The organism is Roseateles aquae (assembly GCF_032337115.1).
GTDB lineage: Bacteria > Pseudomonadota > Gammaproteobacteria > Burkholderiales > Burkholderiaceae_C > Roseateles_C > Roseateles_C aquae.
In genome coordinates, this window is sequence record NZ_JAVXZY010000008.1 from 220,243 (window position 1) to 233,709 (window position 13,467).

Sequence of the window (13,467 nt, forward strand, 5' to 3'; positions counted from 1 at the left end):
GCGAAGCCGATCGCACGCTGCGCCGGGGCAAGACTCAAAGGGGGAGATGGGGTACCAGCCCGTCGGCGTCGTGGCTTGCAGGAGTTCTGCTGTCAGCCGGGTCTGCCTTGTGCGGGCTCGTCTCAACCCTGGGCGCACGCCCGCCTCGCCGCCATGAATGCACCGCATCCGCTGATGCCCGTTGACGCTTCCCCCCTTGATGCCCATGCCGAGGCCAGCCATGGCGCGCCGCGCCTGCGCGAGATTCCCTACAACTACACCTCCTTCTCCGACCGCGAAATCGTCATCCGCATCCTCGGCCAGCGCGCCTGGGATCTGCTGAACCAGCTGCGCGAGGAACGCCAGACCGGCCGCTCGGCACGGATGCTGTACGAGGTGCTGGGCGACGTCTGGGTGGTGCAGCGCAACCCCTATCTGCAAGACGACCTGCTGGATAACCCCAAGCGCCGCGCGCAGCTGATCGAGGCCTTGCACCACCGGCTGCACGAGGTCGAGCGCCGCCGCAAGCCTGAGGCCGATCCGACTCGCGACGCCTCGGTCGGTGAGCTGCTGAAGCTGGCCGGTGCGGCGGTCGAGGCCTTCGCCGCGCAGTTCGACGAGGTGGCCGAACTGCGCCGTCGCGCGACCCGGCTGCTGGCCAAGCACACGGCGCGCGACAACATCAAGTTCGATGGCCTGTCGCGCGTGGCCCATGTGACCGACGCGACCGACTGGCGCGTCGAATACCCCTTCGTCGTACTGACGCCGGACAGTGAGGCCGAGATGGCCCGTCTGGTGCGCGATTGCGTCGAGCTGGGCCTGACCATCATCCCGCGCGGCGGCGGCACCGGCTATACCGGCGGCGCGGTGCCGCTGGTGTGGAAGAGCGCGGTCATCAACACCGAGAAGCTGGAAGCCTTGCGCGGCGTCGAGATGGTGCAGCTGCCGGGCCTGGACAAACCGGTGGCCACGGTGTTCAGCGAGGCCGGGGTGGTGACGCAGCGCGTCTCCGACCTGGCCGAACAGCACGGCTTTGTGTTTGCGGTCGACCCGACCAGCGCCGAGGCCTCCTGCATCGGCGGCAATATCGCCATGAATGCCGGCGGCAAGAAGGCGGTGCTGTGGGGCACGGCGCTGGACAATCTGGCCAGCTGGAAGATGGTGACGCCCGAGGCCAAGTGGCTGGAAGTCGTGCGGCTCAATCACAACCTGGGCAAGATCCATGATGTCGAGACGGCCAGCTTCGAGCTGCGCTACTTCGACGCCACAGGCAAGAAGCTGGAGCGCACCGAGCGGTTGGACATTCCCGGCCGCACCTTCCGCAAAGAGGGCCTGGGCAAGGACGTGACCGACAAATTCCTTGCCGGCCTGCCTGGCATCCAGAAAGAGGGCTGCGACGGCCTGATCACCAGCGCCCGCTGGGTCGTGCACCGCATGCCCAAGCATGTGCGCACCGTCTGCCTGGAGTTCTTCGGCAATCCCAAGGATTGCGTGCCGTCCATCGTCGACATCAAGGACTTCATGTTCGCCGAGGCGAAGAAGCCCGGTGGCGCCATCCTGGCCGGCCTGGAGCACCTGGATGACCGTTATCTGAAGGCCGTCGGTTACGCGACCAAGAGCAAGCGCGCTCACCCGAACGGCAGCTCGGGTGGCCTGCCCAAGATGGTGCTGATCGGCGATATCGTCGGCGATGATGAAGACGCCGTGGCCCGCGCCACCAGCGAGGTCGTGCGCCTGGCCAATGGCCGCAATGGCGAAGGCTTTGTGGCCGTCAGCGCCGATGCGCGCAAGAAGTTCTGGCTCGATCGCAAGCGCACCGCGGCCATCTCCAAGCACACCAATGCCTTCAAGGTGAATGAAGACGTGGTGATCCCGCTGGAGCGCATGGGCGAGTACACGCTGGGCATCGAGCGCATCAATATCGAGCTGTCGCTGCGCAACAAGCTGGCGCTGGTCGAGGCCTTGCAGGGATTTTTCGCACAAGGTCGCCTGCCCTTGGGCAAGACCGACGACGCCAGCGAGATCCCCAGCGCCGAGCTGCTGGAAGACCGCGTCCAGCAGGCCCAGGCGCTGCTGGCCGAGGTCGGCGCGCTGTGGCAGCGCTGGAAGGACGGGCTTGATCAGGTCCAGCCCGGCGAGGGCGCTCAGCCCGGCCGCAGCTTCTTCGATCAGCTGCAGGACAAAAGCCTGCGCGCCTCCTGGAAGACGCAGATCTTCAAGCCGCTGCAGACCGTGTTCAGCGGCGCCGCCTTCACGCAGATCCTGGACGAGTGCAAGCGCATCCACCAGGAGGTGCTGAAGGGCCGCGTCTGGGTGGCGCTGCACATGCATGCCGGCGACGGCAATGTGCACACCAACATCCCGGTGAACTCCGACAACTACCAGATGCTGCAGACGGCGCACGAAGCCGTGGCCCGCATCATGAAGCTGGCGCGCAGCCTGAACGGCGTGATCTCGGGCGAGCACGGCATCGGCATCACCAAGCTGGAGTTCCTCACTGACGAGGAGCTGGCTGGCTTTGCCGGCTACAAGGCCAAGGTCGATCCCGAGGGCCACTTCAACAAAGGTAAGTTGATGAGGGCGCCGCGGGAAGCGCTGGGCCGCCCCGAGCTTCCCGGCTCCCCCTCGGGGGGGCGGGCGCCGTATGGCGGCGACCTTGGGGGCGTCATGTTCGCGGACCTGACCAATGCCTACACGCCCAGCTTTGGGCTGATGGGGCATGAGTCGCTGATCATGCAGCAGAGCGATATCGGCGCGATCAGCGAGAGCGTCAAGGACTGCCTGCGCTGCGGCAAGTGCAAGCCGGTGTGCGCCACCCATGTGCCGCGCGCCAATCTGCTCTACAGCCCGCGCAACAAGATCCTCGCCACCTCGCTGCTGGTCGAGGCCTTCCTCTACGAAGAGCAGACCCGCCGCGGTGTGTCGATCAAGCACTGGGAAGAGTTCGAGGACGTGGCCGACCACTGCACCGTCTGCCACAAATGCGCCAACCCCTGCCCGGTGAAGATCGACTTCGGCGACGTCACCATGAATATGCGCAATCTGCTGCGCAAGATGGGCCAGAAGAGCTTCCGCCCCGGCAATGCCGCGGCCATGTTCATGCTGAACGCCACCAATCCGGAGACCATCAAGCTGGCGCGCAGCGCGATGGTCGGCGTTGGCTTCAAGGCCCAGCGCCTGGCCCATGATCTGCTGAAGACCTTTGCCAAGAAGCAAACCGCCGCACCGCGTGCGACGCTGGGCGCCGCGCCGATCAAGGAGCAGGTGATCCACTTCATCAACAAGAAGCTGCCCGGCGGCCTGCCCAAGAAGACGGCCCGGGCGCTGCTGGACATCGAGGACAAGAACTACGTTCCCATCATCCGCGACCCGGCGGCGACCACCGTCGATACCGAGGCGGTGTTCTATTTCCCCGGCTGCGGCTCGGAGCGGCTGTTCTCGCAGGTCGGCCTGGCCACGCAGGCCATGCTCTGGCATGCCGGTGTGCAGACGGTGCTGCCGCCTGGCTATCTGTGCTGCGGCTATCCGCAGCGCGGCTCGGGCCAGTTCGACAAGGCGGAAAAGATCATCACCGACAACCGGGTGCTGTTCCACCGCGTCGCCAACACGCTGAATTACCTGGACATCAAGACCGTGGTGGTCAGCTGCGGCACCTGCTACGACCAACTGCAGGGCTACAAGTTCGAAGACATCTTCCCCGGCTGCCGCATCATCGACATCCACGAGTTCCTGCTGGAGAAGGGCATCAAGCTCGATTCGAACCAGGCCTATCTCTATCACGACCCCTGCCACAGCCCGATGAAGCTGCAGGAGCCGATGAAGACGGTGCAGGCCCTCGTTGGCCCCGAGGTGGTGAAGAGCGAGCGCTGCTGCGGCGAGAGCGGCACGCTGGGCGTGACCCGGCCCGACATCTCGACGCAGATCCGCTTCCGCAAGGAGGAAGAGCTGCGCAAGACCGAGGCCCAGCTGCGCGACAGCGGCAAGGTCGCTGCGGCCGACAATCTGAAGATCCTGACCAGCTGCCCGAGCTGCCTGCAAGGCCTCTCGCGCTATGGCAACGATCTGCAGAACGGCCTGCTTGAGGCCGACTACATCGTCGTCGAGATGGCCAACAAGATCCTCGGCGAGAACTGGATGCCGGACTACGTGGCCCGCGCCAACAACGGCGGCATCGAGCGCGTGCTGGTCTGATCACGCGCTCGGCCGCCGGGCAATAGGCTCACTCGGTGCTCACTCGGTGCTCACTCGGTGCTCACTCGGCCGACAGCTTGCGCTCCTTGATCAGCGCATGCCATTGGGCGGTCTCGGCCTGCAGGAAGCGGCCGAGGCTGGCGGCATCGCCGGGCGCGACTTCCAGGCCGAAGTCTTCCAGCCGGGCGCGCAGCTCGGGCACGGCCAGGGCCTTCTGCATCTCGCTGGACAGGCGGTTGACGATGGCCTCGGGCGTGCCCTTGGGCACGAACAGGCCCTGCCAGGCCGCCACTTCAACATCCTTGAGCCCGAGTTCCTCGAAGGTGGGTACATCGGGCAGGGTGGCCAGGCGTTTCTTCGACAGCACGGCCAGCGCGCGAATCTTGCCGGCGCGGATCTGCGGCAGGCCGGCGGCCGTGTCGAGGATGGCCATGGGCACGATGCCGCCGATCACGTCCTGAATCGCATAGGCGGTGCCGCGGTAGGGCACGTGGACGATGAAGCTCTGGCTGCGCTGTTTGATCAGCTCCATCGCCAGGTGGTGCGGGCTGCCGATGCCGGGCGAGGCATAGCTGAACTTGCCGGGCTGCTTGCGCACCTCATCGAGCCACTGCTTGGCCGAGGCAAAACCTGACCCCGGATTGACGCAGAGGATCAGCGGGAAGCGCGCCATGAAGCCGACCGGCGCGAAGTCGCTCGGGCTGTAGGCCAGCTTCTTGTACATCGCGCTGTTGAACACCATGGCGCCGTTGTCGCCGCTGAGCAGGGTGTAGCCATCGGCCGGCGACTTGGCTGCCGCATCGGTGCCGATGGCGCCGCCGGCGCCGGGCCGGTTGTCGATCACGATGGTCTGGCCCAGTTGCTTGCCCAGCTGCGGCGCCAGCTGGCGGGCGAGGAAATCCGAGCCGCCGCCGGCCGGATAGGCCACCACCCAGCGCAGCGGCTTGCTGGGCCAGCTGTCGGCGCGCGCCAACAGCGGTGCGCCCAGCGTCAGCGAAAGGGCTTGAAGCGCGCGGCGGCGCGAGGGCAGGGTGAGGCTCATATCGTCGGTCCTTCGGGCTTCGCTACAGTGGCGAATTGTTTTGATGCGGTGAAAGTGCGAGAGCTAACGATGAGCCAGCCCCCTGTGCAATGCCCCTTGTGCCACGAAACCGGCGGTCTGCTGATCGTGCAAACCCCGAAATGGCGGCTGATCCGTGCGGAGGACGCCAACTTTCCGGCCTTCTACCGGCTCGTCTGGCAGGCCCATGTGGCCGAGTTCAGCGATCTTGGTGTGGCCGAACGCGCCGCCTGCATGGCCGCGGTGACGGTGGTCGAGCAAACGCTCAGGGCCGCGCTGGCCCCGACCAAGATCAATCTCGCCAGCCTTGGCAACGTCGTGCCGCATCTGCACTGGCATGTCATCGCGCGCTTTGACTGGGACAGCCACTTCCCCAATCCGGTCTGGGGTGCGCCGCTGCGCCAGCTCGATGGACCTGCCGAGCAATGGCTGGCGCTGCCGCTGAGCGAGCTGGATCAGCGCTTGCGCGAGGCGCTGCGCCAGCACGAGGCCTCGGCGCGCTGAAAGCTGCACTTTCCTAACCGCGAAGTTGTGAGCGCTTGTATCGCGAACGAGCCGTCCTTTCCTCTGAAATCAGGGTGTCAGATGTTTCACCTGCAAGCTCTTACAGCTTGTTGGAGTGGCAGGGCACAGGCAATCTAGCGACATGTTCAGTGCGGCAGTCGCACCAAGCGAAAGCCGAGTTGGCTGAACACCGACCCCTCCTCTTGACCCCGCCTCGTGCGGGGTTCTTTTTTTGTGCCAAGTGGAATGCTGGACGGGCCGAATTGCCCTGTTGGCGGGCATGGCCACGGGGCAGGGCGCTACACTGACCGCCTTCCCACGCTGCGCAGCCACGGCTGCGCTCCTGAAGCCATGGCCGGCCTGCGCCCCGACACCCCTGTTCCGACCGAAATCACCGTGCACCAGCAATCGCGCGTGCTCGAGATCGCCTTCGCCGATGGCCAGCGCTTTCGTCTGCCCTTTGAGCTGCTGCGTGTCTACAGCCCCTCGGCCGAAGTGAAAGGCCATGGGCCGGGCCAGGAGACGCTGCAGACCGGCAAGCGCGAGGTACAGATCGTCGATCTTCAGCCGGTCGGGCATTACGCCGTGCAGCCGGTGTTCTCCGACGGCCACGACAGCGGCATCTTCAGCTGGGACTACCTCCACGAACTCGGCAGCCGCCAGGATCAGCTATGGCGCGACTATGAAGCGCGGCTGGCCGCGGCCGGCGTGCAGCGCGACGACCCCATGCCCGTCAAGGGCGGCGGCGCCTGCGGCCATCATCATTAAGGCAAGACGCCCATGAGCAGCACCCATTTCGGATTCCAGACCGTCGACGAGCGCGAGAAGGCACAGCGCGTGCGCGGCGTGTTTGACTCGGTCGCCTCGCGCTACGACATCATGAACGACCTGATGTCCATGGGCATGCACCGGGCCTGGAAGGCCTACACCGTGGCCGTGGCCAATCTGCAGCCGGGCGAGCGCGTGCTGGACATCGCCGGCGGCACCGGCGATCTGTCGCGCGCCTTTGCCCGCCATGTGGGCGAGCGCGGCATGGTCGTGCACACCGATATCAATGAAGCGATGCTGCGCCAGGGCCGCAACCGCCTGCTCAACGAAGGCCTGGTGCTGCCCACCAACCTGTGCGACGCCGAACAGCTGCCCTACAAGGACGCCAGCTTCGATCTGGTCAGCGTCGCCTTCGGCTTGCGCAATATGACCCACAAGGACCAGGCCCTGGCCGAGATGTGCCGCGTGCTCAAGCCCGGCGGCCGGCTGCTGGTGCTGGAGTTCTCGCGCGTGGCCGAGCCGCTGCGCAAGCCCTACGACTGGTATTCGTTCAAGATCCTGCCCAAGCTGGGCCAGATGATTGCCGGCGATGCCGAGAGCTACCGCTATCTGGCCGAGTCGATCCGCATGCACCCGGCTCAGCAGGAGCTCAAGGCGATGATGAAGACGGCCGGCTTTGGCCACGTCGACGTGCACAACCTCAGCGCCGGCATCGTGGCGCTTCATGCCGGTATCAAGTGCTGAGCTGAGGCCTGCCGGGCGCCTTGTGCGTTGAGCGCCCGTCGTGCCGGGTCTGGCACAGTCAATTCTCATGGTTTTCCCTTGGGCGTCCCCGAATTCGGGGAGGACCGTTCGCTTTGATCGGTGCAGACTCATGCCTCGCGGCTACCATCGGGCCCGACCCTTGCCCTTGGTGGCTGGGTCAAGCGTTGGGAGACTGTCCGTTGCGGCTGGTGGGTGTTTGTTACGCCTGTCGGCGGCCTAGGGAGGGTCAGGTGTCACCATGCAAAGTTACACTCGCCGTTTCGCGCGGGGAGTGGCTGCGCGTGAGGGTCAAACAAAAGGCAAAAGAGTCCGTCGGCGCTGGTTGACGGGCTCCCAGGTCCAGAAAAGAAAGCTGAGCTATGAACTTGATCGAGCAAACGCTGGCGCGCCGGCAGGGTGCGGCCTCATTGGCCCGCGTCAGTCTGGTGGCCGCTGTGGCCTCCGCTGCGCTGCTGCTGACGGCCTGCGGCGATGGCAAGAAGGGCGACAAGGCCTCGCAGACCGCCGCCAAGGTCAACAAGGAAGAGATCACCGTTCATCAGATCAACTATGTGCTGCAGCGCCAGCAGGGCCTGAAGCCCGAACAGGCCGAAGCTGCCGGCCGCCAGGTGCTGGAACGTCTGATCGAACAGGAACTGGCCGTGCAGAAGGCGCAGGACCTGAAGCTTGACCGCGATCCACGCGTCGTTCAGCAGATCGAAGCGGCCAAGCGTGAAATCATCGCTCGCGCTTACGTCGAGCGCCTGGGTGAAGGCATCGCCAAGCCGACGGCCGAGGAAATCAGCGCCTACTACAACGCCAAGCCGGCGCTGTTCAAGGAGCGCCGCGTCTACAGCCTGCAGGAGCTGATGATTGAGGCAACACCCGAGCAGGCCGTGGGCGTTCGCGAGCGCCTCAAGAGCGCCAAGAACATGGGCGAGTTCGCCGACTACCTGAAGGCCAACGACATCAAGTTCGTCGGCAACCAGGCTGTGCGCGCCGCCGAGCAGCTGCCGCTGGCCAGCCTGGATACGGTGGCCCGCCTGAAGGACGGCGACTCGCTGGTCAGCCAGGCGCCCAACGGCTTGCAAGTGCTGTTCCTGGTCGGCTCGCGCAGCCAGCCGGTCGACGAAGCCCGCGCTCGCCCGGCCATCGAGCAGTTCCTCAGCAACCAGCGCAAGGGCGAACTGGTGCAAAAGGAAATGAAGGCACTGCGTGACGCGGCCAAGGTCGAATACGTCGGCAAGTTCGCCGAAGCCGCTGCAGCGGCGGCCGCTGCGGCCAGCGCCGCGCCTGCACCGACGGCTGCTCCGGTCGCCCCGGCAGCGCCGGCTGCCAGCGGCCTCGATGCCAACTCGATTTCCAAGGGAATGGGTCTGAAATGAAGTTGAAGTCCAAGCAACCCCTGTCCCTGCTGATGGCTGCCGGCCTGCTGGCCGCTGCGGCCTTGCAGACGGTTCACGCGGCCGATGTTGCGCCAGCCAGCGGCACTGCCGCGGTGGCTGCCGAGTACCGTCTCGGTGCCGGCGACGTGGTGCGCATCAGCGTCTATCAAAACCCTGATCTGCTGCTCGAGACCCGCGTCTCCGAGAACGGCATCATTTCCTACCCGCTGCTCGGGCCGGTGCATCTGGGTGGCCGCACGCTGTCGCAGGCCGAGCGCGTCATCGGCGATGGCCTGAAGAGCGGCAACTTCGTCAAGCAACCGCAGGTCACCATCGTGGTGCTGCAGGTGCGCGGCAACCAGGCCAGCGTGCTCGGCCAGGTCAATCGTCCCGGCCGCTATCCGCTGGATGTGGCCGATATGCGCCTGACCGATCTGCTCGCCAATGCTGGCGGGGTCGCAGGTAACGGCGCTGAAGTGCTGGTGCTTTCTGGCACCCGCAACGGCCAGCCCTACCGCCAGGAAATCGATCTGCCCGGCGTGTTCGCGCCTGGTGGCCGTGAGCAGGACGTGATCGTGCAAAACGGCGACGTGCTGTGGGTCGACCGCGCTCCGCTGGTCTACATCTACGGCGAAGTGCAACGCCCGGGCGCCAGCCGCCTGGAGCGCGGCATGACGCTGCTGCAGGCGCTGGCCGCCGGCGGCGGCACGACGCTGCGCGGTACCGAGAAGGGCATTCGCGTGCATCGCAAGGGCCCCGATGGCAAGGTGCAGATTCTGCAGCCAGCCATGGATGAGGCGCTCAAGGATGGCGATGTGGTGTATGTGCGCGAGAGCCTGTTCTGACGCGGAGCTAGCATGAGTTTTATTCAATTCCTTTCCATCATCCGTGCTCGCTGGAAGCTGGCGCTCGGCATCTTCTTCGGCACCGTGGTGTTGACGGTGCTGATCAGTGCCGTGCTGCCCAAGAAGTACACCGGTGTCGCGTCGGTGGTGATCGATGTGGCCAAGCCCGATCCGGTCAGCGCCGTGCTCTATTCGGGTGCCCTGAGCCCGAGCTATCTGGCTACTCAAATTGACGTCATCCAGAGTGATCGGGTGGCCTACAAGGTTGTTCGCAATCTGAAGTTGACCGAGAACCCGACCATCCGCGAGCAGTGGAAGGAAGCCACCGACGGCGAAGGCTCCATCGAACAGTGGCTGGCCGACTCCTTCCAGAAGAGTCTTGAAGTGCGGCCTTCGCGCGAGTCGAACGTGATCACCGTCACCTACAAGGCGCCGGACCCTCGATTTGCTGCCGGCCTGGCCAATGCCTTTGTGCAGGCTTATCTGGAAACTTCGGTGGAGCTGCGCGTCGATCCGGCCAAGCAGTACTCGAGCTTCTTCGAGTCGCGCGCCAAGGAAGCCCGCGAAGCGCTGGAAAAAGCGCAGGCCAAGCTGTCCGACTTTCAGAAGGAAAAGGGCATCATCGCTGCCGATGAGCGTCTGGACGTCGAGACGGCGCGCTTGAACGAGCTGTCAAGCCAGCTGGTGGCGATTCAAGCCTTGGCCGCCGAGTCGGGCAGCCGCCAGTCCATGGCCAACGGCGCGTCGGCTGACCGCATGCAGGAAGTCTTGAACAGCCCGCTGATCGCTGGCATGAAGGCCGATCTGGCGCGTGCTGAAGCCCGTCTGCAGGAACTGGGCTCGCGCCTGGGCGAAGCGCATCCGCAAGTGCTGGAGGCCAAGGCCAATATCAATGAGCTGCGCAGCAAGATGGACGCGGAAACGCGCAAGATCAGCAGCGGTGTCGGTGTGGCCAACACCATCAACCAACAGCGCGTCGGCGAACTGCGTGCCGCGCTGGAAGCACAGCGCAGCAAGCTGCTGCAGCTGAAGGCGGTCCGCGACGAAGGCGCCGTCCTGCAACGCGATGCCGAAAACGCGCAACGTGCCTACGACCAGGTGCAGCAGCGCCTGAACCAGAGCAGTCTGGAAAGCCAGGCCACGCAGGCGAACGTCTCGGTACTGACTCAGGCTGTACCGCCGGTCGAAGCGACTTCGCCGCGCATGCTTTTGAACTCCATCGTGGCCGTCTTTGGTGGCACCTTGCTGGCGGTGGGCGTTTGCCTGGTGCTGGAATTGCTCGATCGCCGTGTGCGCAGCGTTGAGGATGTGGTGCAGGCACTGGGCGTGCCGGTGATTGGCGTCGTGCCGCACCCGGCAGCGCGCCGTCTGTTCGGCCGTGCCGCCAAGGGCAGTCAGATGCAGCAACGCCTGTTGGGCCAGGCTGCGGCCGGCAAAGGGGCGCAATGATGAACAACTCTGTTGAAGCCAAGGCTGGAAGTACCGTGGACGCCTCTCAAGACACCAGCGCTGGTCAAGATCGTTCGATCGGCGACATCATCCGTGCCACGCGCAACCTGAGTGCCGCCGAAGTCGAGCGTGTGCTGGCCTATCAGCGCGAGAAGGGCGCTCGCTTTGGCGAGGCTGCCATTGCGCTGGGCCTGGCCAGCGAAGATGAGGTGCTGTCGGCACTTGCGCAGCAGTTCCACTACCCGCTGGCTTCGGCCGAGCGCCGCCTCAGCAGCCCCGAGTTGGTTTCCCTGAACGAACCGTTCTCGGTGCAAGCCGAGGCAATTCGCGGTGTACGCACCCAGGTTACCATGCGGGTCAATAACGGCGAGGGTCCGCGTGCGGCGATTGCCGTGATCAGCCCCTCGGCCGGCGATGGCAAGACCTATATTGCTGCCAATCTGGCGGTGTCGCTGGCTCAGCTTGGCGGCCGTGTGCTGCTGGTGGACGCCAATTTGCGCGATCCGCGTCAGCATGAGGTCTTTGCTGTGCAAGGCGGCAAGGGGCTGTCGACAATTCTCTCCGGCCGTACCGAGCGTTCTGCCATCCAACAGGTCGAGGGCGTTCCTAGCCTGTTCGTTCTGCCGGCTGGCCCGATTCCGCCGAATCCGCTGGAATTGCTGGAGCGTCCGGCCTTTGGCCTGCTGATGCGCGAATTGACCGGCAAGTTCGACCATGTTGTTGTCGACACGCCGGCTGCTGCCCAGGGCGCCGATCCTTGCGTGGTTGCCGCTCGATGCGGTGCCGCGCTGGTGCTGGCGCGAAAGAACGTGGCGCGCATTGATGGCCTGCGTGATCTGGTCGGTTCGCTGGCCGGCAGTGCCGTGCAGATTGCCGGCGCTGTACTCAACGAGTTCTGAAGCCCATGGCCACAAAGCCCGCCGCGGGGGCAGCCGCTACCGCGGTGGTGGCGCCGCGCCGCCCCGTCATTCCGCCCTCGGTCGATCTGCCGTCCCTGCTGATGGTCGTGGCAGCCTTCGCGCTGCTCTACCTGCCAGCCTACTACTCGCTGAGCCAGCAAGTCTGGTCGACTGACGAGCAGGGCCATGGCCCCATCATCCTTGCTGTGGCGGGCTGGTTGCTCTACCAACTGCGCTATCGCTTGGTCGAATTGCAGTCGCGCGCGGCGCCCGTGCTCGGCTACACGCTGCTGGCCTTCGCCGCGCTGGTCTACGTGGTGGGCCGCTCGCAGGCGGTGCTGATCTTTGAGGTCGGCTCGCAGATCCTGGTACTGGCGGCCTTGCTGCTGATCTTTCGCGGCTGGGCCGGGTTGCGCGCGGCTTGGTTCCCGCTGTTCTTCCTGTTCTTCATGCTGCCCTTGCCCGAGGCACTGGTGGCCTCGGTTACTTCGCCGCTGAAGTCGGCGGTATCGGCTGTGGCCAGCAATCTGCTTTACGCGCTTGGCTATCCAGTGGGACGTGCCGGCGTGATGTTGACGGTGGGCCAGTACCAGCTCTTGGTGGCCGATGCCTGCGCGGGCTTGAACTCGATGTTCACGCTGGAAGCGCTCGGCATGCTGTACATGAACCTGATGGCCTATACCTCGGTCGCACGCAATGTGACGCTGGCAATCCTGCTGATCCCGATTGCCTTCGTGGCCAATGTGACCCGGGTGATGATTCTGGTGCTGGTGACCTACTATTTCGGCGATGAAGCCGGGCAGGGCTTTGTGCACGGCTTTGCCGGCATGGTGCTGTTCATGGTCGCGCTGTCGGTGATGCTGGTGGTCGACAAACTGCTGGGCTTTTTCTTCAAGACGAAGAATCAGGAGGCTGCATGAGTGCTGAAGTCAGCCTTGGGGCTAGGCCGGTTCGCGGCCTGCGCCTGCGCGCAGCTGCCATCGCGGCTGTGCTGGCATGCGCTGCCATTGGCGCTTATGTCGCGACGCCCACCATCCATCTGGCCGACCAATGGCAGAAGATGGAACTCGAGCAGGCTTTCCCCACCCAGTTTGGTGACTGGCAAGTTGATACCCGCGGCCCGGTCAGCATCGTTTCGCCCGATCTGGCTGCGCGGCTTAACAAGATTTACAACCAGACACTGAGCCGTATCTACGTCAATGCCAAGGGCGACCGTATCATGCTGTCCGTCGCCTATGGCGGCGACCAATCGGACGGCACGCGCGCTCACCGGCCCGATGTCTGTTACCCCGCTCAGGGCTTCCAGATCAATTCCAAGTCGTCGGACAAGCTCACGCTGCCCGATGGCCGTGTGCTGCCGGTGCAGCGCATGGTGGCGCAGCTGAATGCCCGCATCGAGCCGGTGACCTTCTGGTTTGCCGTTGGCGAGTATGTGGCGGTCAGCGGTACCGATCAGAAGCTGGTGCAACTGCGCTACGGCCTGCGCGGCATGATCCCCGATGGCATGCTGGTGCGGGTGTCCAACATCACCGGCAATACGGCTGAGGGCTATGCGCTGCAGACGGCCTTCATTGCCGACATGAGCCGCGCCATCGAATCGCGCTGGGCCTCGCGCCTGCTCGGTGCGCCGCAGAAATAAATTC

The 13,467-nt window shown here is 65.0% G+C and carries 11 protein-coding genes; 10 read left to right on the forward strand and 1 reads right to left on the reverse strand.

What is annotated here, in order from left to right; genetic code table 11:
* Positions 1–153 precede the first annotated feature (153 nt).
* Positions 154–4,170, forward strand: a complete 4,017-nt coding sequence (locus RQP53_RS18685; protein ID WP_434064123.1) for a DUF3683 domain-containing protein — start codon at positions 154–156, stop codon at positions 4,168–4,170.
* A gap of 61 nt (positions 4,171–4,231) precedes the next feature.
* Here the strand turns inward: RQP53_RS18685 and RQP53_RS18690 are convergent, their stop codons facing one another.
* A complete protein-coding gene (locus tag RQP53_RS18690) occupies positions 4,232–5,212 on the reverse strand; it encodes a Bug family tripartite tricarboxylate transporter substrate binding protein (protein WP_315652192.1) in 981 nt (326 codons plus the stop codon).
* Between the two features lie 69 nt (positions 5,213–5,281).
* On the opposite strand from RQP53_RS18690, the gene RQP53_RS18695 reads away from it, so the two are divergent.
* The 9 genes from RQP53_RS18695 (at position 5,282) to epsI (ending at position 13,463) form a co-directional block, all read left to right on the forward strand.
* Positions 5,282–5,734, forward strand: a complete 453-nt coding sequence (locus RQP53_RS18695) for an HIT family protein (RefSeq protein WP_315652193.1) — start codon at positions 5,282–5,284, stop codon at positions 5,732–5,734.
* Positions 5,735–6,085: 351 nt separating this feature from the next.
* Positions 6,086–6,502: a gamma-butyrobetaine hydroxylase family protein gene (locus RQP53_RS18700; protein ID WP_315652194.1), complete on the forward strand. Its 417-nt coding sequence runs from the start codon at positions 6,086–6,088 to the stop codon at positions 6,500–6,502.
* Positions 6,503–6,514: 12 nt separating this feature from the next.
* Positions 6,515–7,246, forward strand: a complete 732-nt coding sequence (gene ubiE / locus RQP53_RS18705; protein ID WP_315652195.1) for a bifunctional demethylmenaquinone methyltransferase/2-methoxy-6-polyprenyl-1,4-benzoquinol methylase UbiE — start codon at positions 6,515–6,517, stop codon at positions 7,244–7,246.
* Positions 7,247–7,626: 380 nt separating this feature from the next.
* A complete protein-coding gene (locus RQP53_RS18710) occupies positions 7,627–8,631 on the forward strand; it encodes an EpsD family peptidyl-prolyl cis-trans isomerase (RefSeq protein ID WP_315652196.1) in 1,005 nt (334 codons plus the stop codon).
* The gene (gene epsE / locus RQP53_RS18715) at positions 8,628–9,476 is read left to right on the forward strand and encodes a polysaccharide export protein EpsE (RefSeq protein WP_315652197.1); all 849 of its coding nucleotides are present in this window, start codon (positions 8,628–8,630) and stop codon (positions 9,474–9,476) included. Before RQP53_RS18710 ends, epsE begins: the two co-directional genes overlap by 4 nt.
* Before the next feature lie 12 nt (positions 9,477–9,488).
* Positions 9,489–10,925 carry a chain length determinant protein EpsF gene (gene epsF, locus RQP53_RS18720; RefSeq protein WP_315652198.1) on the forward strand — a complete coding sequence of 479 codons (1,437 nt, stop codon included), beginning with the start codon at positions 9,489–9,491 and terminating at the stop codon, positions 10,923–10,925.
* A complete protein-coding gene (locus RQP53_RS18725) occupies positions 10,925–11,824 on the forward strand; it encodes a polysaccharide biosynthesis tyrosine autokinase (protein WP_315652199.1) in 900 nt (299 codons plus the stop codon). The genes epsF and RQP53_RS18725 overlap by 1 nt, the downstream gene beginning before the upstream one ends.
* A gap of 5 nt (positions 11,825–11,829) precedes the next feature.
* Positions 11,830–12,744, forward strand: a complete 915-nt coding sequence (gene xrtB, locus RQP53_RS18730) for an exosortase B (protein WP_315652200.1) — start codon at positions 11,830–11,832, stop codon at positions 12,742–12,744.
* Positions 12,741–13,463, forward strand: a complete 723-nt coding sequence (epsI, locus tag RQP53_RS18735) for an exosortase-associated protein EpsI, B-type (protein WP_315652201.1) — start codon at positions 12,741–12,743, stop codon at positions 13,461–13,463. The genes xrtB and epsI overlap by 4 nt, the downstream gene beginning before the upstream one ends.
* Positions 13,464–13,467 lie beyond the last annotated feature (4 nt).